This window comes from Shinella curvata (assembly GCF_022899935.1).
Lineage (GTDB): Bacteria > Pseudomonadota > Alphaproteobacteria > Rhizobiales > Rhizobiaceae > Shinella > Shinella curvata.
Genome location: NZ_JALJCJ010000006.1, coordinates 47,908 through 67,990 on the forward strand (window position 1 = coordinate 47,908; position 20,083 = coordinate 67,990).

Below are 20,083 nucleotides of genomic sequence, written 5' to 3' on the forward strand. Positions count from 1 at the left end.
CATGTATCTGCAGAAGTTCGACCTCAGCGGAAGGGTCGCGGTCGTTACCGGGGCGGGTCGCAACATCGGCTACGCCTGTGCCGATGCCCTTTCGGAGGCCGGTGCGCATGTCGTGCTGACGGATATTGATGAAGTGCTCGGTCAGGCGGCCGTATCGAGGCTCGCCACGATGGGTCGCAAGGTCGAATTCGTCCGTCTCGATGTGACCGATTCCGGCGAAACCGACCGTGTCGCTGCGGCGATCGTCAGCGAGCTTGGCCACGTGGACATTCTGGTCGCCAATGCCGGCATTGCCTCGCATAGCCCTGCAGAGGACATGTCCGATACGGACTGGCTGAGGGTCGCGGACGTGAATGTCAACGGCGTGTTCTGGAGCAATCGCGCCTTCGGAAAGCTGATGCTGCAGGCAGGTAAGGGCTCGATCGTCAATATCGGATCGATCTCCGGCATCATCGCCAACCGGCCGCAGCCGCAGTCCGGTTATAACGCCTCGAAGGGTGCCGTTCACATGCTGACAAAGTCGCTTGCAGCCGAATGGGCCGAGCGGGGCGTCCGCGTCAACGCCGTCGCGCCGACCTATATCGCGACCGACATGACGAAGACCGCGGTCGAAAAGACCGGTTGGGACAAGGACTGGACGTACATGACGCCGATGAAGCGCATGGGAGAAATCGAGGAGATTGCGTCCGTCGTCCTGTTCCTGGCTTCCGATGCCGCCAGCCTGATGACGGGCAGCATCGTCGTTGCGGATGCAGGATACACGACATGGTGAAGCTTCTCGTTCACCCATTCCGAATGATCGGCGGCCCCGCCGCGACAACTGACTGAGGATTGACACATGGCGACGATCGAGCTCGACCAAGTCGACAAGCATTACGGCTCCTACCACGCATTGCGCAACATCTCCTTCGATATCGCCGACGGTGAGTTCGTCGTCCTGGTCGGTCCCTCCGGTTGCGGCAAGTCCACGCTGCTGCGATCGCTCGCCGGCCTCGAGGAGATCACCGGTGGCACGATCAAGCTTGGCGGACATCGCGTCGACAACATCGCCGCCAAAGACCGTGATGTGGCGATGGTGTTCCAGAATTACGCGCTCTATCCGCACATGACGGTTCGGGAGAACATGGCCTTCGCGCTGAAATTGCGTGGTGAAAATCTTGCCGATCGCAACGTCAAAGTCGACAAGGCTGCCGAGATGCTGCGGCTGACGCCCTATCTCGAGCGATATCCGAAAGCGCTCTCCGGAGGCCAGCGGCAGCGTGTTGCCATGGGGCGTGCGATGGTTCGCAGCCCGAAGGCGTTCTTTTTCGACGAGCCACTGTCAAACCTGGACGCAGCGCTGCGTGTTGACATGCGTTCGGAGATCAAAGCTCTCCACCAGCGCCTCGGCGCGACGTCCGTCTATGTCACGCATGACCAGATAGAAGCCATGACGATGGCGGACCGCATCGTCGTGCTGCGCGACGGCAAGGTGGAGCAGATCGGTGCACCGCTGGAGCTTTACGACAGGCCGGCAAACACCTTCGTCGCCGGTTTCATCGGATCGCCTGCCATGAACATGCTGCCGGCCACGATCGATTTGTCTGCGAACGCAGCACGGCTCGCCGACGGCTCGGCCCTGACACTTCCACACGGCATGCGGGCACGTGAAGGCCAGGAGGTGACATACGGGGTCCGCCCTGACCAGTGGATCCTGGCAAATGGTGAAGCCGGGGTGCCGGCGACTGTCGAGCTGATCGAACCGACGGGGGCCGAAATTCTGCTGGCAGCCCAATTGGCTGGCAAGCGGGTGTTGTGCGCCTTTCGCGAGCGCCACGCATTGAAGCCGGGCGACCGGATAAGGCTCGACGTCGATCCTGCCGCCGCGCATGTGTTCGACAAGCAGACAGACCAAAGACTTGCATTCTGAGCAACAGGCATCGGAAGGATCAACCGTGTCGGACTTCACAGGCAAAACAGTCATCATCACGGGTGCTGGTAAGGGTATCGGTCGGGCGTGTGTTGAGCTGCTCACTCACCGCGGCGCACGGATCGTGGCCCTGTCGCGTTCGCAAGCCGATCTGGATGATCTGGCCGCGAAATTCGGCGCAACCGTCATATCCGTCGATCTCGCCGACAATGTTGCAGCACGCGCTGCCATGAAGAAAGCGGGGCTGGCAGACGCGCTGATCAATTGCGCGGGAACCAACGTGCTTGAAAGCGTCATCGACATGACGGAGGAGGGCTATGAGCAGGTTCTTGGCATCAACCTGCGGGCCGCGCTGATTTGCGCGCAGGAGTTCGCGCGGGCTCGCATTGCGCACGGCGGCGGCGGCACGATCGTGAATGTGACCTCGATCGCCGGACATCGTGGTTTCGTGGATCACGTGGCCTACGCCGCCTCCAAGGCGGGACTGGAAGGCGCGACACGCGTCATGGCCAAGGAACTCGGCGCCTATGGAATCCGGGTCAATGCAGTGGCGCCAACCGTTACGATGACGGAGCTTGCCGCGAAGGCGTGGTCCGCCCCCTCCAAACGTGACCCGATGATGGTTCGCCACCCGATGGCGCGTTTTGCAGAGGTGGACGATGTCGCACGCTCAATTTCACTGCTTATCTCAGAGGACGCGGCCATGATCAGTGGCGCGGTCCTACCAGTCGACGGCGGCTTCCTTGCTGTCTGAAACCAAGAGGGGAGACAAAAGATGACCAAATCACTCGAAGGAAAAATCGCTGCGGTAACCGGCGCGGCCTCCGGTATAGGGCTGGCGACGACCCGCGCCCTGATCGATGCCGGCGCCAGGGTCGTGATGGTGGACTATAACGGACAGGCGCTGGAAGCATACGCTGCCGAGTTCGGCGACGCTGTCGTTACTCAGGTCACCGATCTTCTGGACGCCGCAAGTTGTGCGGCCATGGTGCCGGAAATCCTGGCAAAGGTCGGCCACCTCGACATCCTGCACTGCAATGCCGGATCCTACATTGGCGGGGATCTCATCGACACCGATACCGCGGCAATGGACCGGATGCTGAACCTCAATATAAACGCCGTCATGAAGAACGTTCGCGACATCGCTCCGCATATGATCGAGCGCGGGACCGGGGACATTCTGGTCACTTGCTCCGTAGCCGGCCATGCGCCGATTCAGTGGGAGCCGGTCTATTCCAGCTCCAAATGGGCGATTACCAGTTTCGTCCAGATCATGCGCCGGCAGTTGAAAAACCACGGCATCAGGGTCAGCCAGGTCTCGCCCGGCCCGGTCGTCTCCGCTCTGCTTGCCGATTGGCCCGCGGAAAACCTTGAGAGAGCAAAAGCCAACGGAAGTCTGATCGAGCCTTCCGAGGTCTCCGATGCCATCATCTTCATGCTGACACGCCCGCGAAACGTCACGATCCGGGACATGATTGTCTTGCCGACCAATTTCGACGTTTAGACAATCATATCAAACCGTTACGGTAGCTCAAGTCCAAGCTTTACGCATAAGACAAGCGACAACGAACAAACGACCGCACCCGATCAGGCCATCGGCATCTCGTACGGTGGCAGAACCAGCAAGCTTGCGGCCGCCGCTGCCGGGCGCTTCGGCCGGCTCATCGCAGACGGCGGCTACGACACCAATGCCATCCGCGACCCTGTCACTGCCCGAGGCGCATCGGTCATTCGCCAAGCCTACAAGGCCCATGAACCTAAACGCCGATAGCGACAGGCATGCCCTCGGGCGCGGCATACATCGCCATATTCCTCCGCGACAGGTCGAGATGTGCGCGCACCAGTGCTTCGGCACGGTCGGCATCGTGGCCGGCAATGGCGTCTATGATATCGTCATGCTGACGGCAGGCCTCTTCAAGGTTGTCCTGCATCTGTGCGCTGGCGGGTCTGTAAAAGATTTTCCCGATGCGCGCGTGGTCGATCAGCAGACGGCGCAGGCTGGGCAGAAGATAGGGGTTCCTTGCGACCTCGCCGATACGCAGGTGAAATTGGTCATTGTAGAAAACACGGCCATCAACGTCATCGCCGTCCACGGACTCGCGGAAGCTCGCCTGGATTTCCTTCAGGTTTGCGATGTCGGCTTTCGTCGCGACCTCTGCGGCAAGCCGGGTCGTCGCAGCATAGATCAGCGGCGCCACCAGGAAGAAGTCCCGCAGCGACTGATAGCTCATAGACGTCACGCGCGCAGGCCGGTTGGCTTCGAGCTCGATAAAGCCCTCGCCGGCAAGCTGGCGCATGGCCTCGCGTACCGGCGGGCGTGACAGGCCGAATTCCTCGCTGAGCGCAATCTCGTCCAGCACGGACCCCGGCGCAATCTGCATCGTCAGGATGCGATGGCGCAAGCTCGCGCTCAGAGCAGTCTTGCGATCGCCTCCCGCACCTGCCTCGGTCGGAATTTGTTCTACGGCCATAGTGAACTCCTTTTGGCGGCAATCTGTCTACAATCGGTAGGCGGGTCAATGCAAAGCCGGCTTTTCATCGCGCGCCGCACCGAAATTGCGAGCTCTTTCGCAGGTCTTTCGAGTGCGTTGCCGAGACAAGATATCAGCTCTCCCCTTGACAGTCTATCAATTGTCTACTTAATGTCTTTTAAAGATAGCATTGCATGACGACACCGTTCAGCCGGCGCACGCAGCCGGACAACCTCAATGAACCGCGGACCCGCTGCCATGACCGAATTCCTTTTTTCCGGCCTGAACCTCGCTATTGCCACACCCTTCGATACCGAAGGTCGCATCGACTATGCGCGGCTGGAACAAAACCTCGAACGCTACCTGGCACTCGGCGTCCCTGGCTTTGTCCTCAGCTCAGGCACGGGCATGCATGTCTATCTTTCACGCGAGGAATCGGACGAACTCGTGCGGCGCGGGTCGAGAATCATCAATGGGCGTGCGAAAGTCATCGCCCAGACATCCGCGCTTCTGTCCAGCGACGTCGTCGCCCGCACGAAACATGCGGCCGATTGCGGCGCGGACGGCGTGATGGTCCTGCCGCCCTTTTTCGAGGGCCCGACCGACGATCAGGGCATCATCGATTTTTATACGGAGGTTGCCGCCGCCGGATTGCCTGTCATCGGATACAACGTCCCGCACGCAGTCGGCGTCACGGTGACGCCCTCGCTTTTGCAGGATCTGTGCGCGATCCCGAACTTCTGCGCAGTCAAGGACAGCAGTGGCGACCTCGGCCGGCAGGCCTCCCTTATCCGCACCGGCCTTCCCGTCATGAACGGCGCTGACAATCTGGTGCCCTTTGCGCTGTTTTCAGGCGCGCGCGGCCTCATCTGGGGCGGCGCGAACATCGCCCCACGCACCTGCCTTGCGCTGGTGGCGGCGGCAGAGGCGCGGGACTGGAACACGGCGCGCGACATCTGGACAATTCTGGAACCCATTATGTCGTTGCTCTGGGAAGGCGACTACGTGCAATCGGTTTATGCCGCGGCAGCCCTCACCGGCTATGGCGCGGGCGACCCGCGCAAGCCGCTGCGCGGCCTTCCAGCCGAGCGGATCAAGACGCTGCGCACTACGCTTGGCCAGCTGATCGAGCTGGAGGGCTAGACCTTTGGCATCCTCGGCGAAAAAGGTTTTCGCAGCCTCGCGACTCCCCCGGCACACCGGGCTGTCCGCCTGGGTGGCGATGCTGCCGCGACGCAAGGAAAAGCCGCACCTCGAAGGACACGCCACGGCCGACGTCGTGGTCATCGGCGGCGGCTTTGCCGGCCTTTCCGCCGCGCGCCGCCTGCGGGAACTGGATCCTACACTCAAGATCACGGTGCTGGAAGCCGGCGTGATCGGCGAAGCGGCGGCCGGACGCAATTCCGGTTTCATCATCGACCTGCCACACGACGTCTCCTCGCAGGATTACGGCAGCGATACCGTAGCCAGGAGCCGGGAGGCGATCGAAATCAGCCGCACCGCCATTGCCCTCGCAAGCACGGTCGCTGCCGAAGAGGGTTGGAGCCGCGATGTTTTCGATCCCTGTGGACGATACAGCGTCTCTATCGGCAGCGAGGGCGACCACCATCTCGCCGACTACGCTAAAGCGCTGGTAAAGCTTGATGAAAAACACCAGCTGATGACTGCCAGCGACATCGCGGACGTAACCGGCACGACCACCTACACGTCGGCCCTGTTCACGCCCGGCACCGTCATGGTGCAACCGGCGGCCTATATCCGCGGGCTCGCCGACAGCCTTCGAGACCCCGTCCGAATCCATGAGAAAACCCCCGCGGTGCAGATCGAGGAGGCGGGCGCCGGGTGGCTGGTGAAGACACCGCAAGGCTCGATCGGCTGCGGCAGGATCATCCTCGCGAACAACGGTCATGCGGAAAGCTTCGGCTTCTTCAAGAGCCGGCTGCTTCACATCTTCACGTTCGCCTCCATGACGCATGAATTCGATCCAGTCCGGTTGCCGGGCCAGCGCAAATGGGCCGCGACACCCGCCCTTCCCATGGGCACGACGGTCAGGCGCGTCGAGGGTGGGACCGGCGACCGCATCCTGGTCCGCTCCCGCTACACCTATCATCCCAACATCGAAGCCGGCGAAGGAACGCTGCGCCGGGCCAGTGCCAAACACGATGAAAAATATCGGGCACGTTTCCCGGCGCTCAAGGATATCCCCATGCAATTTCGTTGGGGCGGCGCGATGGCTGTGACGTTGAATGCGGTACCAGCGTTCGGTGAGATCGAGCGGGGCATCTTCGCCGCCTGCGGGTGCAATGGCGTTGGCGCGACGAAGGCGACGGCGAACGGTATCGCGGCAGCCGAGCTGATGCTTGGTCAGAAGACCAGAATGACCGAAATTTTCGCGCGGTTCGATGCGCCCAGATCCCTGCCGCCGCAGCCCTTCCGGACGATCGGCGCGAAGGCGAACCTTGCATACCGAGAATGGAGGGCTGGCGCCGAATAGGCGCTGCCCGCCCGCACTCATTGGTGAGATTCCGGTCGGATGTCGCGGCACTCCGGCGTTCACGGACCAAATGCCGCTGCAGAGGGAACGATAATGAAGAAACTGCTTGCATCGACGTGCCTCTTTTTTGGAACGGTTGCGGGGGCCTCGCTGGCCCAGGCTGCCGATTGCGGGGATGTCACCATTGCCAGCATGAACTGGCAGAGCGCCGAGGTGATTTCCAATCTCGACAAGATCATTCTCAACGAAGGTTACGGCTGCAATGCCGAGATCACGATCGGCGACACCGTGCCGACGATCACCTCCATGGCCGAGAAGGGTCAGCCGGACATCGCGCCGGAGGCCTGGATCGACCTGCTTCCCGATGTCGTCAAGAAGGGCACTGACGAGGGCCGCATCGTGCAGGTCGGCTCGCCGCTGCCCGATGGCGGCGTGCAGGGCTGGTGGATGCCCAAATACTTCGCCGACGCCCATCCCGACATCAAGACGATCCAGGACGTGTTCAAGCATCCCGAACTGTTCCCCGATCCGGAAGATCCGAGCAAGGGCGCCATCTACAACGGTCCGCAGGGCTGGGGCGGCACGGTCGTGACCGCCCAGTACTACAAGGCCTACGGCGCCGACAAGGCGGGCTTCACCCTGATCGACACAGGCTCCGCCGCCGGTCTCGACGGTTCGATTGCCAAGGCCTATGAGCGCAAGGAAGCCTGGGTCGGCTACTATTGGGCACCGACCGCCCTTCTCGGCAAATACGAGATGGTCAAGCTCGAATACGGCGTGGAAAACGACCCGGCCGAATGGAAGCGCTGCAACACCGTGGCGGATTGCCCTGACCCCAAGCCGAATGCATGGCCAGTCGACACAATCGTGACGCTGGTCGCCAAGCCCTTTTCCGAAAAGGCCGGTCCAGAGGTCATGGACTATCTCAAGAAGCGCTCCTGGAGCAACCAGACGCTCGGCCAGCTGATGGCCTGGATGACGGACAACCAGGCGAGCGGCGAGGATGGCGCAAAACACTTCCTCGAAGAGAACAAGGATATCTGGAAGGACTGGGTCTCTCCGGAAGCCGCAGAAAAAATCGAGGCTGCGCTCTAAGCCTCGCCTGAAGGGCTGCATGAAGGCAGGCCTTTGAGAACCGGTGCGATGTGTCTGCGGGCGCATCGCACCTCATTTGCCGCGACAACAAGAAGAACAGGCAATCGGCTTCTTTCCGGATTGGGGAACAGGATGGACTGGTTTTACAAATTTCCGCACATGGACGACAATTCGCTCAGGGACCTCAAGAAGGTCATCGACGATGGCTTTCGCGGCTTCACCCGCAGCTATGGCGACATCATCGAGGGTTTTTTCACGCCCCTGCAGCACTTCCTGATCGCAGCCGAGCGCTTCATGCTGAAGACGCCCTGGCCGATTATCACGCTGCTCATCCTCGCCATTGCCTATGCCGCGACGCGCAGCCTGAAGATTGTCGCCGGATGTCTCGCGACGCTGATGCTTATCGGCTATTTCGACATGTGGGACGATACGATGCGGACGATCTCGATGATCTTCGTCTGTACCGTGCTGTCGATCGCCATCGGCATCCCGATCGGTATCCTGATGGCGCGCTCCGACAGGATGCAGCGGGTCATCAATCCGGTGCTCGACGTCATGCAGACCATGCCGAGTTTCGTCTATCTCATCCCGGTCGTCATGCTGCTCGGCATCGGCAAGGTGCCCGGCCTGATCGCCGTTGTCATCTATGCCATCCCGCCGATGATCCGCCTCACCGACCTCGGCATTCGCCTTGTCGACAAGGACGTGCTCGAAGCCGCCGATGCGTTCGGCGCCGACAACAGGCAGAAGCTCTTCAAAGTCCAGCTGCCGCTGGCGCTGCCCACCATCATGGCCGGCATCAACCAGACGATCATGATGGCGCTCGCCATGGTGGTCATCGCCTCGATGATCGGCGTCCAAGGCCTCGGCCAGCCGGTCCTGAAAGCCATCGCCAACCAGTATTTCACACTGGGCATCTTCAACGGCCTTGCCATCGTCGGCATCGCCATCATGTTCGACCGCGTCAGCCAGGCCTATGGCCAGCGCCTTCAGAAGCACCGGGAGATCGTCCATGGCTGATCAGGTCTTCGGCGGCATCAAGATCCGCCACCTCTACAAGATCTTCGGACCCAATGCGGGCGCCCATGTCGAGGCCGTGAAGAACGGCCTCACCAAGGCCGAACTCAACGCCAAATACGGCCATGTGCTGGGCTTGCGCGACATCAATATCGAAATGCCCTCCGGCTCCATTCAGGTCATCATGGGCCTGTCCGGTTCGGGCAAGTCGACGCTCATCCGCCACATCAACCGGCTCATTGATCCGACGGCCGGCGAGGTCCTCGTCGACGGTGTCGACGTGGTGAAAATGAACGAGGCGGACCTGCGCGAATTCCGCCGCCACCAGACGGCGATGGTGTTCCAGAAGTTCGCGCTGCTTCCGCACCGCACCGTGCTCGACAACACGATCTTCGGGCTGGAGATCCAGGGCATTGCGCGCGACAAGAGCCTCGATATCGCCATGCGCTGGCTGGAGCGGGTCGGGCTCAAGGGGTTCGAGGAAAAGTATCCCAACCAGCTGTCGGGCGGCATGCAGCAGCGTGTCGGCCTGGCTCGGGCGCTGGCCAATGACGCACCTGTCCTCCTGATGGACGAGGCCTATTCCGCCCTCGATCCACTCATCCGCATGGATATGCAGACGGTGCTGCTCGATCTGCAGAAGGAGATCAGGAAGACCATCGTGTTCATCACCCACGATCTCGACGAGGCGCTGCGTCTCGGCGACCAGATCGCCATCCTGCGCGACGGGGAGGTCATTCAGCAGGGCACCAGCCAAGACATCGTGCTGCGCCCCGCCGATGACTATGTCGCCAACTTCGTCAAGGAAGTGAACCGCGGCCGCGTCGTCCATGTCGAAGCCGTCATGACGCCGGCCACGTCACCCGTCTCGGGCAAGCCCGCCATCCCTATCGGCACCACCGTCGAAGACACTCTGCGCATACTCTCGCGAGAAGTCGCCGACGAGGGCGTCGTCGTCTCGCCCACAGGCGCGCCCCTGGGCATCGTCAGCCTCCGCCAACTCTCTGGCGCCATGGTCAATGCCCACTAGCGCTAAATAAAATGACCGCCCCCGAAAGGGCGGTCATCGTCAATTCCCATCTCGCCAAGTAACCTTTTCAGGCGACACGGGTCTCGTTTAGGGTCTCCGCAGCCGCGGCCTTGATCGCCATGCCGGCGCGCCGCCCCTCGTAAAAGGCATAGGGCGCCTGGCGCGGCGCCACGCCGTCGCCGATCTCGACGAAGGGTATGCTCAGTTCCGCCAGTTCCAGCGCCAGCCAGTTCGCCGCGACATTGGTCGTAGCGAAGACCAGGCTGTCGGCTTCGATCGTCTCGTGTTTTCCCGTCAGATGCGAGACGAGTGTCGCCGCATCGCCATACCAGCTCTCGACGCTCGTTTCCGTGCGGAACACGACACCGAGCTGGCTCAGCGTGCGGCGCAGGGCAACATCGGCGGCGGTGCGTTGCAGTTCCTTGCCGACCAGCGCATCTGGCGTCACAATGGTGACGTCATGGCCCTGCTCGGCAAGCTTCCAGGCCGTGCCACACCCTTTCCATCCCCCGATTTCGTCCACCACCACCACGCGGCGGCCGAGCCGCGCCTGCCGGGCCATGACACTTTCGGCGGAAAACACGTTGCCGCGCGCGATACCGTCGAGCGACGGATGATCCGGCCGCGCCTTCTGGAAACCGGTTTCCAACGGCAGGGAGCCGGTGGCGAGGATGACGACGTCAGCGCCGATCTCCACGACGTCACCCCCTTCCAGATAGGCGTTCAGCCGAACTTCGACGCCGAGTTTTTCGAAGCGAGTTTCGTACCAGCGGATGAGATCGAGAATCTGCGCGCGGCGCGGCTGCTCGCCGGCAAGCCGGAAGGCGCCGCCGAGCTTGTCGGAGGCTTCCGCCAACACGACGCGATGCCCCCTTTCCGCCGCGACCCGCGCGGCCTCCAGCCCGGCCGGCCCACCACCGACGACCAGCACGGATTGCGGATCCGCCACACGCTCGAACCGGTCACCACCCCATTCGGCCTCCCGGCCGACCGAGGGGTTGATGAGACAGCTGATCCAGTAATCCCGCGACCGCCGCCCCCAGCACATCTGGTTGCAGGATAGACAGCCGCGAATGTCTTCCGGCGTGCCGGCCCTCGCCTTGTTGGCAAGATGCGGATCGGCGATCTGGCCACGCACGATGGAAACGAGATCGGCGGCCCCCTCGCCCAGCGTGATCTCGGCATTCTCGGGGGTCCGGATGTGGCTCTCGGCGGTGACCAGGGCGCGGCTGACGACCTTTTTCAGCCGTGCCGAAAGCTCGATCCCGAGCCGTTCCGGATAGAGGAAGGTCGGCATCAGGCTGCCATAGTCGAAATAGCCACCGGAACCGCAGGTGACATAGTCGATCAGCCCATCCGCATCCAGGCCGGCGACGATTTCCGTGATCTCGTCGCGCGCAACGGCGGTGGGACAGCCCGGCTCGTCGCTGACCGTCAGACCGACGATGAAATCCGGACCGCAGAGCCGGCGGATACGACTCAGGATTTCGCGGGAAAACCGCATGCGGTTTTCCAGGCTGCCGCCCCATTGGTCCTCGCGCCTGTTGTAGTAGGGCGTCCAGAACTGATCGAGCAGGCCGCCATAGGCCGCCCAGACCTCCACGCCATCGAACCCAGCCGCCTGACAGCGCCGTGCCGCATTGACGAAGGCCGCGATGGTCTCCTCGATCTCGGCTTCCGTCATCGCGTGGGAGCCGTCGCTGTCGTGGTAACTCGCAGCACCTGATGGCGACCAGTGCGCATGAAAGGACAGATCGGAATCGCCATGGCTGCCGACGTGATAGAGTTGCTGGATGACGACCGCGCCATGTCGCTTCACGCTCTCCGTCAATTTGCCGAAGGCTGGGATCACAGAATCGTCGCAGGTCCGAAAATTGCCGCGCGTCAGCACGGTCGCCGGATGCACCGGCATCGGCTCGACAACAATCATCGCCGCACCGCCAAGCGCCCGCTCGACATAATAGGCGATCGTCTGTTCACTCGGCAGTCCATCAATGGACATGTTGGCAGTGTGCGCACCGAAGACGATCCTGTTGCGCAGCGTATGGCCGGCGAGCTTGATTTCGGAAAAGGTCTTGGGAAACGGAGGAGTCATCTTGGTTCCTGAAAGATGTCGGGTACGATGCGGTTGCGCGGGCCCCGAAGGACCCGCGCCACGAACTCAAAGGGCAGCGGAAATCTTGTCCGCGACATCGGTGCTCAGCCAGGATTTCCAGAGGTCCGGATTCCCCTTGAAGAAATGCACCGCGCCATCCTCGCCGCTCGCCTGCGTATCGGTCATCCATGACATGACCGCGCTGACGGTCTGGTTGTCCCACGACCGCTTGCGAAGATAGTCGATCACACCAGCATTGCCACTGTCGGCGAGGCGTTGCGAGACAAGCGTCACGACATTGTCCTTCGGCCATTCGTTCTTCTTGGGATCGGCACAATCGGCGACGGTGTTGCAACGCTTCCACTCCGCCGCATCATGGGTCACGCCGGCATCGAGGCGCACCATTTCGTATTTTCCGAGCAGCGCCGTCGGCGACCAGTAATAGCCCATCCAGCCCTCCTTGCGCTCGTAGGCCTTGGCCATGGCACCGTCGAGACCGGCCTGGGTACCGGGGTCAACGAGGTCAAAACCCTTGGCCTCACCGCCATAGGCCTTGAACAGCTGCGCACTGACCACGGAACCGCCAGAACCCTGCGGGCCGTTGAACACCGCACCCCGCGCGGCATTCTCCGGCGCCGGGAAAAGCTCTGGATGGGCGAAGGCGTCGTCGACGGTCCTGATGGCGGGATGGGCGTCGACGATGAATTTCGGAATGTACCAGCCTTGGATACCGCCGTCCGAAAGCGCCGGTCCGATATTTACAATCCTTCTCTCGTCGACGCCGCGCTTGACGATTTCCGGAACGAGGTCCACCCAGGACTCGCCGGCAATGTCGGGCTGGCCCTTTTCAACCATGGACGTGATCGTCGGCACGGTATCGCCGGGCACGAATTCGACCTGACAGCCGAAGCCATGCTCCAGAATGAATTTGTCGACATGCGCGAGAAGTTCACCGCTTTGCCAGTTCATGTTCGCCACGGTGACCGTGCCGCAATCGGCATGGGCGCCATGGGCGAAACCAACGGTCAGCGCGACCGTCGAAAGTGCGAGAAGCTTGTTCATCCTGTTCCCCTATTCGCATTTTTGATGAATTTGCCTGGCGGGGCGGAAACGGCTGTTTCCGGGTCCTGCATCGCGCCTTTCCACGCCCTTCCAACGCGAAACCAATGCTATTTGCCTTCATCAGCGTCGTATTGTACGTTTAGGACAATTTCGGTGGCACGGAGACCCATCTTGCAGCGTGACTACGCCCCGCTGGGACCAAGCAAGCCACCACCGGATATCGCCCCACCGCTCCGGGTCGGCATCGTCGTCGCCCCGAATTTCACGCTGATGCCACTCGGCTGCTTCACCGATTTCCTGCGGCTGGCCGGCGACGAGAGCGACTACAGCCGGCGGATCTATTGTGACTGGGATCTGCTGTCGCACACGCTCGACCCCGTGCGCGCGAGTTGCGGGCTGGAGTTGACGCCCGGCCGGACCTATGGCGACCCGCGCGACTATGATGTCATCGTCGTACACGGCGGTATCCTGCATGGCGGGCATACGGTCCCGCAGGCACTTTACGAGTTCGTGCTTTCCGCCGCGCGCCTGGGTGTTCCCGTCGCCGGAAACTGCTCGGGGAGCTTCATTCTGGCAGAAGCGGGCTTGCTCGCCGGCAAACGGTGCGCGGTGCATTTCTCGCTGGCTGGCGCTCTGCGTCAGACCTTTCCCGATGTCATTCCCGTCACGGACAGGCCGGTGGTGGCCGATGGCAACATCATCACCTGCCCCGGCGGCCTGGCATCAATCCGGCTTGCCATGTATCTCGTCGCCAATGCCTGCGGCGAATCCCGTGCTCACAAGGCCTTCCACTATCTGCTCGGCAACCAGGGTTTCGAGCAGAATGCGGCGGTCGAGGAACAGGATATCGGCCTCAAATGCGAGGATCGCCGCGTGGCCAATGCCATCGGTCTGATGCGCCAGAAAATGTACGAGCTCTGTTCCGTCGCCGAGATCGCAGCAAGCGTCGGCACGTCGGAGCGGGAATTATCCCGCCTGTTCCAAAGGCACCTGCAGGTGGCGCCCAGTCAATACTGGCGGCAGATGCGGCTGAAAGCGGCAAAATGGATGGTTCTGAACAGCGACCGTTCCATCGCCCAGATCGCCTATGAATGCGGCTTCACGGATTGCGCTCACCTCGTCAACTGGTTCCGGCGTACCTATCACATCACACCCGCAAAGCTGCGCCGCGAACACCGCGAACTCGGCCTGCGCTGATCACTCTCCCAGAACCGAGAGCCGGCACCGAATGCACGCGCCTGCGCCGGTCGGCGCAGCGCGTCTCGATCTGTGTATTTTTATTGTAGACATTATGTCTTCTATCGCGCTACAGTAAGTCTATTCCGATTGACCGATGAAACGGGGAAACTCCGGCTCGGCTATCGAACCGACAATCCAGGAGGAAATCCATGAATTTTGACGGCATCTACACGCCGGTCATCACGCCGCATCGCGCGGATGGTTCGATCGATCGGGACGCCTTCGGCCGCATGATCGAGCACCTGATCGCTTCCGGCGTTCACGGCCTGATCAATGGCGGCTCGACGGGCGAATATTACGCCCAATCGATGGACGAGCGCGTGGAGATGGCCAAACTTGCCAAGGACGTGATCGGCGATCGCGTGCCGCTCGTGGTGGGCACCGTCGCAATCCGCCTGGAAGATTCGATCGTCATGGCAGAGACCGCAGCAAAGATCGGCGCAGCCGCCATCCTCGTCGGCTCGCCGCCCTATTCGGTGCCGACGGAGCGGGAGAATGCGTTGAACGCGCTGGCCATCGACCGCGCCGCCGACCTGCCGATCATGCTCTACAACTATCCCGGCCGCATGGGCATCAATATGGGCGAGGAATTCCTCGACCGCGTCGGCCGCAGCCGCAATTTCCAGTCGATCAAGGAAAGCTCGGGCGATATCAACCGCGTGCATCTGCTCGCCCGCGACTATCCGCATATCCAGATGTCCTGCGGCATGGACGACCAGGCGCTCGAGTTTTTCGCCTGGGGGGCCCGGAGCTGGGTCTGCGGCGGCTCGAACTTCCTGCCCGCCGAACACATCGCGCTCTACAAGGCCTGCGTGCTCGAAGGCAACTTCGCCAAGGGCCGCCGCATCATGTCGGCGCTGATGCCGCTGATGCGCGTGCTCGAACAGGGCGGCAAGTTCATCCAGTGCATCAAGCACGGCTGCGAGATGAACGGCTTCGTCGCCGGCCCGCCGCGCGCGCCGCTCAAACCGCTGAACAAGGATGACATGCGGCAACTGGAACAGGTGGTGCGCGTCGTCAAGCGCACGATTGCACAGATCGAAGCGGAGGCATGAGCATGGGCGATCTTATGACACACGACGAATACAAGGCGATTGCCGAAACACTCGAATTCCCGACGCAGGCCTTCATCGACGGCGCCTTCCGGCCGGCGATCTCGGGCAAGACCTTCGAGACGACCAACCCCGCCACCGGCAAGGTTCTCGCCAAGATCGCCGCCTGTGGCCCCGAGGATGTCGACTTCGCCGTGTCCAAGGCGCGCGATGCCTTCGAGGACGGTCGCTGGTCGCGCCTGCATCCGACGGCACGCAAGGAAATCCTCATCGGCTTCGCCAGGCTCCTGAAGCGCAATGCCCGCGAACTGGCGGTGCTGGAAAGCCTCGACAGCGGCAAGACGATCTATGACTGCGAGAATGTCGACGTTCCCGAGACCATCCATTGCCTGACCTGGCATGCCGAACTGATCGACAAGATCTACGACCAGGTATCGCCGGCTTCCGACAATCACATCGCCCTGGTGGTGCGCGAGCCCGTCGGCGTCGTCGGCCTCGTGCTGCCGTGGAACTTCCCGCTTCTCATGCTCGCCTGGAAGATCGGCCCGGCACTCGCCGCCGGCAACTCGGTCATCGTCAAGCCGGCCAAGGAGACCACGCTGACGGCGCTGCGCGTCGCCGAACTCGCCATGGAAGCCGGCATTCCGGCCGGCGTGTTCAACGTGCTGCCCGGTGGTGGCGCCGATGTCGGCGAACCGCTCGGCAAGCACATGGACGTCGACATGGTGTCGTTCACCGGCTCTACCGAGACCGGCCGCCGCTTCCCGCGCTATTCGGCCGAGTCCAACCTCAAGGAAGTCACCCTCGAAATGGGCGGCAAGAACCCGGCCGTGGTGCTTGACGATGCGGAGAACCTCGACCGCGTCGCCGCCCACCTCGTCAACGGCGCCTTCTGGAACATGGGCGAAAATTGCTCGGCCTCCTCGCGCCTGATCGTCCAGCGCGGCATCAAGGACGAACTCCTGAAGCGCATGGTGGCGCATGCCCGCGAGTGGCCGATGGGCGATCCGCTCAACCCGGAAAACCGCGTCGGCGCGCTCGTCTCCAAGGCGCATTTCGAGAAGGTCGCATCCTATCTCGAAAAGGGCCAGAAGATCGTGCTCGGCGGCAAGGCCAAGGACGGCTTCGTCGAGCCGACGATCATCGATGTCACCGACCGCGAGGCCAAGGTCGTTCGCGAGGAAATCTTCGGGCCGGTCCTGACCGTGCTGACCGTCGAGAGCTACGACGAGGCCATCGCGCTCGCCAACGACACGGAATACGGCCTTGCCGCCTCGATCTATACCGCCAATGCCAAGCGGGCGATCCGCGGCGCCCGCGCCATCCGCGCCGGCACCGTGACCGTCAACTGCTTCGGCGAGGGCGACATCACGACGCCGTTCGGCGGTTTCAAGTCATCCGGCTTCGGCGGTCGCGACAACGGGATCCATGCGCATGACCAGTACACGCGCATCAAGACGATCTGGATCGACCTCACCGACGATGTCGACGAGGCTGTGGCGTGACCACCCTTGAGGCCAGAAGACTGCCGGTCCATCGCGGGCCGGCAGCCTGGAGCGCTATCCTTCCCGATCAGCCGCTGCCGGTAAGGATCGAGGAAAATTACGCGGTCGACGTCGCTATCGTCGGCAGCGGCTTTGCCGGCCTCTCCGCCGCGCGCCGGCTTCATCAGATCGATCCCAAAATCCGTGTCGCCGTGATCGATGCGGGACGGCTGGCGGAAGGCGCATCGGGGCGCAATTCCGGCTTCATGATTGACCTGCCGCACGATGTCTCCTCTGAGGACTATTCCGGCAAGGGCCTAGAGGCCGACCGGAAGACCATCGATCTCAACCGAGCGGCTATCGCCTTCGCACGGTCCGCTGTCGAAGAATACGGCATCGATCCCGCCTGGTTCGACCCGGCCGGCAAGATCAACGGTGCGGCGAGCGGCAAGGCCCATGCCCTGAATGCCAGCTACGCCGCCCATCTCAGGCACCTCGGCGAGGCAAGCGAAATACTCGACGAGAAGGCGATGCTTGATGTGACCGGCAGCCGGCATTATCGCTCCGGCCTCTATACGCCCGGCACGGTCATGATCCAGCCGGCGGGCTATATCCGTTCCGTCGGCGAAGGGCTGCGCAAGGCGGGTGTTCTTATCTTCGAGGAATCCCCTGTCTCACGCATCGCCCAGACGGGACAGAGTTGGGAACTGACGACGCCGCGCGGGAAAGTCAGCGCCGCCAAGGTGATCCTCGCCAACAACGGCCACCTTGAAAGCTTCGGTTTCAAGCGCGGCCGGCTGATGCATATCTTCCTCTACGCCTCGATGACGGCGGAACTCGACCGCAGCACGCTTGCAAAGCTTGGTGGCCAGCCGCGCTGGGGCATCACGCCCTCCGATCCGATGGGCACGACCATGCGCAAAATCGATACCGCCCAGGGCGGCAACCGCATCGTCACCCGCACCTGCGCCACCTTCCTGCCGGGCATGGTCGCGCCGGAAGCCGCTCTCGCCCGCACCGCGCGCGTCCATCGGCGCAAGTTCGCCGATCGGTTTCCAGCTCTTGCCGATGTGCCGATGGAGTTCACTTGGGCCGGCCATCTCTGCCTGACCTGGAACGGCGTCTCGGTCATGCGGGAACTGGAGAAAGGCCTGTTCTCGGCCGTCGGCTGCAACGGTCTTGGCACCGTGCGCAGCACGTTGTTGGGCATCGGCGCGGCAGATCTCCTCGCTGGCAACCCCTCGGACGCCTCAGCCCATTTCCTCGCCGAAGACGAACCGGCAAAACTCGCCCCATCCCCTTTCGCCCAAATTGGCGCAAACCTCTACATGAAATGGCGGGAATGGCTGGCGCGCCAGCAATAGCGCCGCCTCTGCGAAGGGAGCCGCAACAATGATCAAAGCCGCCCAGAACGCGCCCGCCCTACGGATAGGTTTCGTCCTGGCCAAGCGTTTCACCCTGTCGGCCATGGCGCTCTTCGTCGACACGTTGCGCCTCGCCGCCGATCAGGACGACGGCTCCCGCAAGATCCGATGCGATTGGGACGTGCTGTCTCATGGCCGCGGTTTCGTCACATCAAGCTGCGGCGTGCAGGTCGCCTCCAACGCCGAATTGATCGACCCGCGCAAGTACACCCATATCGTTGTTGTCGGCGGCCTGCTGAAGGTCGAAGAGCCGCTCGACGCCGCAATGACCAACTATCTTCGCAAGGCCGCACAGACCGGCGTCGGCCTTGTCGGCCTGTGTACGGGCAGCTTCCTTCTCGCCGAGGCCGGGCTCTTGAAGAACCACACAGCCTGTGTCAGTTGGCTGCATCACAAAGAATTCACGCGGCGCTTTCCACATTTGAAGGTTACGAGCGAGCAGATTTTCAATCTCGACGATCGCCTCGCGACCTGTGCGGGAGGAAGCGCTTCGGCCGATCTCGCCGCCGCCCTTGTGCGGCGCCATATCGGCGAAAGCGCCGAGAGAAATGCGACCGAGATTCTGCAAATTTCACACCGGCGGGAAGCGACTGACGCCCAGGCGCGAAAACCCCTCGGCATCGAGGTTGGCGACCGCCGCGTGCACCAGACGCTGCTGCTGATGGAGCAGCATATGGAGGATGTGCTGCCGGTGGGCGCGCTTGCAACACTCATCGGTCTTTCACGACGCCAACTGGAGCGGCTTTTCCTCGAATGCCTCGAGGCGTCGCCCAGCGCGATCTATCTGCGCCTGCGCCTGGAGAGTGCGCGGCGCATGATGGTTGACGAACCAAAGCGCCCACTGATCGACATCGCGCTCGCCAACGGTTTCTCAGGACCGTCGCATTTCTCCATCCGCTTTCGCGCGCACTTCGCCATCAGCCCGACGGAAGCCCGACATCTCGACAGTCTGGGGAAGATGAAAAGCCAGACGCAGTGAGCAGACATTTCGCGACTCCGAGCCGCACCTCGCAGACAGAAAGGCTGGGCAACCTGTTTGTCCTTTGACAGACGCGCAGCCATGGTGCGCCGTCCGAGATCGGCGTTGTTGTTGCGGAGATGTCGGGGCTTCAGGCCGCTTAGATTTGAATCGGATGGTAAGTTGAGACACATCGCGCGGGTCGCTGACGCGATATCGCTTACCCCAGCTTATTGAAACTATTGACGAACAGCCCCTCAATGCGGAGATTGCCGCCCGACCGAGGTGGGAAAATGTCAGGAGGTCATCGACAAGCTCACCCGCGGCCAGAGCCGACTCGGAAATCATCTGAAGATAGTGGCGCGAGCGCTTGCCGAGATTCTTCTCCCGCTCCGTAAGGAGCTGGGAGAAGCCGACGATATGGCGGAACGGCGCCCGCAGGTCATGCGAGATCGAATAGGAAAAGGCTTGCAATTCCTTGTTGGACTTCTGGAGGTCAGCGGCAAGCCTGGCCATTTGCTCGGCCAGACGGCATCGCGAAGAACGTGATCCATCGCAAAGCGAAATCTGCCGAGAAAGGCGAGATATCGGCGATATTCCTCAACGCTTTCAAATGCGCCGACTGCGGAGTCTAGCTTCTCGTGCTTGTCTCGCGTTCGACCCCGAAGCGCGAACCGCCTTTCACTGTGCCTCATGTGCCCCCGTTGAGAGAAGCGGATCGTCCTTCAACTGCGTGGAAATATTTCCCACGCG

At 62.1% G+C, this 20,083-nt stretch carries 18 protein-coding genes; 14 read left to right on the forward strand and 4 right to left on the reverse strand.

Annotated elements, in window-relative coordinates; genetic code table 11:
- Position 1: 1 nt before the first annotated feature.
- From MUU55_RS21055 to MUU55_RS21070, 4 genes are all read left to right on the forward strand, one after another.
- Entirely contained in the window at positions 2-772 is a 771-nt protein-coding gene (locus tag MUU55_RS21055; RefSeq protein WP_244762747.1) for an SDR family NAD(P)-dependent oxidoreductase, read from the forward strand.
- A gap of 66 nt (positions 773-838) precedes the next feature.
- Positions 839-1,909, forward strand: coding sequence for an ABC transporter ATP-binding protein (locus tag MUU55_RS21060; RefSeq protein WP_244762748.1), 1,071 nt, complete (start codon positions 839-841; stop codon positions 1,907-1,909).
- Positions 1,910-1,934: 25 nt separating this feature from the next.
- Complete coding sequence (locus MUU55_RS21065) at positions 1,935-2,663, forward strand: SDR family oxidoreductase (RefSeq protein WP_244762749.1); 729 nt, start codon at positions 1,935-1,937, stop codon at positions 2,661-2,663.
- 21 nt (positions 2,664-2,684) lie between these two features.
- The gene (locus MUU55_RS21070; RefSeq protein WP_244762750.1) at positions 2,685-3,413 is read left to right on the forward strand and encodes an SDR family oxidoreductase; all 729 of its coding nucleotides are present in this window, start codon (positions 2,685-2,687) and stop codon (positions 3,411-3,413) included.
- A 253-nt stretch (positions 3,414-3,666) separates the two neighbouring features.
- On the opposite strand, the gene MUU55_RS21075 is transcribed toward MUU55_RS21070, so the two are convergent.
- Positions 3,667-4,380 carry a GntR family transcriptional regulator gene (locus MUU55_RS21075; protein ID WP_244762751.1) on the reverse strand — a complete coding sequence of 238 codons (714 nt, stop codon included), beginning with the start codon at positions 4,378-4,380 and terminating at the stop codon, positions 3,667-3,669.
- A gap of 258 nt (positions 4,381-4,638) precedes the next feature.
- On the opposite strand from MUU55_RS21075, the gene MUU55_RS21080 reads away from it, so the two are divergent.
- The 5 genes from MUU55_RS21080 (at position 4,639) to MUU55_RS21100 (ending at position 10,016) form a co-directional block, all read left to right on the forward strand.
- Complete coding sequence (locus MUU55_RS21080; protein ID WP_244762752.1) at positions 4,639-5,523, forward strand: dihydrodipicolinate synthase family protein; 885 nt, start codon at positions 4,639-4,641, stop codon at positions 5,521-5,523.
- 4 nt (positions 5,524-5,527) lie between these two features.
- Complete coding sequence (locus tag MUU55_RS21085; RefSeq protein WP_244762753.1) at positions 5,528-6,874, forward strand: NAD(P)/FAD-dependent oxidoreductase; 1,347 nt, start codon at positions 5,528-5,530, stop codon at positions 6,872-6,874.
- 93 nt (positions 6,875-6,967) lie between these two features.
- Positions 6,968-7,969, forward strand: coding sequence for an ABC transporter substrate-binding protein (locus MUU55_RS21090; RefSeq protein WP_244762754.1), 1,002 nt, complete (start codon positions 6,968-6,970; stop codon positions 7,967-7,969).
- 132 nt (positions 7,970-8,101) lie between these two features.
- Positions 8,102-8,989 carry an ABC transporter permease gene (locus MUU55_RS21095; RefSeq protein WP_244762755.1) on the forward strand — a complete coding sequence of 296 codons (888 nt, stop codon included), beginning with the start codon at positions 8,102-8,104 and terminating at the stop codon, positions 8,987-8,989.
- Entirely contained in the window at positions 8,982-10,016 is a 1,035-nt protein-coding gene (locus tag MUU55_RS21100; protein ID WP_244762756.1) for a quaternary amine ABC transporter ATP-binding protein, read from the forward strand. Before MUU55_RS21095 ends, MUU55_RS21100 begins: the two co-directional genes overlap by 8 nt.
- 67 nt (positions 10,017-10,083) lie before the next feature.
- Here MUU55_RS21100 and MUU55_RS21105 read toward each other — a convergent pair whose 3' ends face one another.
- Together MUU55_RS21105 and MUU55_RS21110 are read right to left on the reverse strand one after the other, a co-directional pair.
- A complete protein-coding gene (locus MUU55_RS21105) occupies positions 10,084-12,111 on the reverse strand; it encodes an oxidoreductase (RefSeq protein ID WP_244762757.1) in 2,028 nt (675 codons plus the stop codon).
- Positions 12,112-12,177: 66 nt separating this feature from the next.
- On the reverse strand, positions 12,178-13,173 hold the full coding sequence (locus MUU55_RS21110; protein WP_244762758.1) for an ABC transporter substrate-binding protein: 996 nt from the start codon (positions 13,171-13,173) through the stop codon (positions 12,178-12,180).
- Positions 13,174-13,344: 171 nt separating this feature from the next.
- Between MUU55_RS21110 and MUU55_RS21115 the strand changes: the two genes are divergently transcribed.
- From MUU55_RS21115 to MUU55_RS21135, 5 genes are all read left to right on the forward strand, one after another.
- Entirely contained in the window at positions 13,345-14,370 is a 1,026-nt protein-coding gene (locus tag MUU55_RS21115) for a GlxA family transcriptional regulator (protein WP_244762759.1), read from the forward strand.
- A gap of 191 nt (positions 14,371-14,561) precedes the next feature.
- Entirely contained in the window at positions 14,562-15,467 is a 906-nt protein-coding gene (locus tag MUU55_RS21120; protein WP_244762760.1) for a dihydrodipicolinate synthase family protein, read from the forward strand.
- Positions 15,468-15,469: 2 nt separating this feature from the next.
- Positions 15,470-16,969: an aldehyde dehydrogenase gene (locus MUU55_RS21125; protein ID WP_244762761.1), complete on the forward strand. Its 1,500-nt coding sequence runs from the start codon at positions 15,470-15,472 to the stop codon at positions 16,967-16,969.
- Positions 16,966-18,312, forward strand: a complete 1,347-nt coding sequence (locus MUU55_RS21130; RefSeq protein WP_244762762.1) for an NAD(P)/FAD-dependent oxidoreductase — start codon at positions 16,966-16,968, stop codon at positions 18,310-18,312. Before MUU55_RS21125 ends, MUU55_RS21130 begins: the two co-directional genes overlap by 4 nt.
- Before the next feature lie 28 nt (positions 18,313-18,340).
- A complete protein-coding gene (locus tag MUU55_RS21135; RefSeq protein ID WP_244762763.1) occupies positions 18,341-19,351 on the forward strand; it encodes a GlxA family transcriptional regulator in 1,011 nt (336 codons plus the stop codon).
- Here MUU55_RS21135 and MUU55_RS21140 read toward each other — a convergent pair.
- On the reverse strand, positions 19,244-19,846 hold the full coding sequence (locus tag MUU55_RS21140; protein WP_244762764.1) for a histidine kinase dimerization/phospho-acceptor domain-containing protein: 603 nt from the start codon (positions 19,844-19,846) through the stop codon (positions 19,244-19,246). The genes MUU55_RS21135 and MUU55_RS21140 overlap by 108 nt on opposite strands.
- Positions 19,847-20,083: the final 237 nt, after the last annotated feature.

Coding starts and splice junctions, on each gene's coding strand:
- MUU55_RS21055 (WP_244762747.1), top strand. CDS start 2: ATGTATCTGCAGAAGTTCGACCTCAGCGGAAGGGTCGCGGTCGTTACC.
- MUU55_RS21060 (WP_244762748.1), top strand. CDS start 839: ATGGCGACGATCGAGCTCGACCAAGTCGACAAGCATTACGGCTCCTAC.
- MUU55_RS21070 (WP_244762750.1), top strand. CDS start 2,685: ATGACCAAATCACTCGAAGGAAAAATCGCTGCGGTAACCGGCGCGGCC.
- MUU55_RS21075 (WP_244762751.1), bottom strand. CDS start 4,380: ATGGCCGTAGAACAAATTCCGACCGAGGCAGGTGCGGGAGGCGATCGC.
- MUU55_RS21080 (WP_244762752.1), top strand. CDS start 4,639: ATGACCGAATTCCTTTTTTCCGGCCTGAACCTCGCTATTGCCACACCC.
- MUU55_RS21090 (WP_244762754.1), top strand. CDS start 6,968: ATGAAGAAACTGCTTGCATCGACGTGCCTCTTTTTTGGAACGGTTGCG.
- MUU55_RS21095 (WP_244762755.1), top strand. CDS start 8,102: ATGGACTGGTTTTACAAATTTCCGCACATGGACGACAATTCGCTCAGG.
- MUU55_RS21100 (WP_244762756.1), top strand. CDS start 8,982: ATGGCTGATCAGGTCTTCGGCGGCATCAAGATCCGCCACCTCTACAAG.
- MUU55_RS21105 (WP_244762757.1), bottom strand. CDS start 12,111: ATGACTCCTCCGTTTCCCAAGACCTTTTCCGAAATCAAGCTCGCCGGC.
- MUU55_RS21110 (WP_244762758.1), bottom strand. CDS start 13,173: ATGAACAAGCTTCTCGCACTTTCGACGGTCGCGCTGACCGTTGGTTTC.
- MUU55_RS21120 (WP_244762760.1), top strand. CDS start 14,562: ATGAATTTTGACGGCATCTACACGCCGGTCATCACGCCGCATCGCGCG.
- MUU55_RS21125 (WP_244762761.1), top strand. CDS start 15,470: ATGGGCGATCTTATGACACACGACGAATACAAGGCGATTGCCGAAACA.
- MUU55_RS21135 (WP_244762763.1), top strand. CDS start 18,341: ATGATCAAAGCCGCCCAGAACGCGCCCGCCCTACGGATAGGTTTCGTC.
- MUU55_RS21140 (WP_244762764.1), bottom strand. CDS start 19,846: ATGGCCAGGCTTGCCGCTGACCTCCAGAAGTCCAACAAGGAATTGCAA.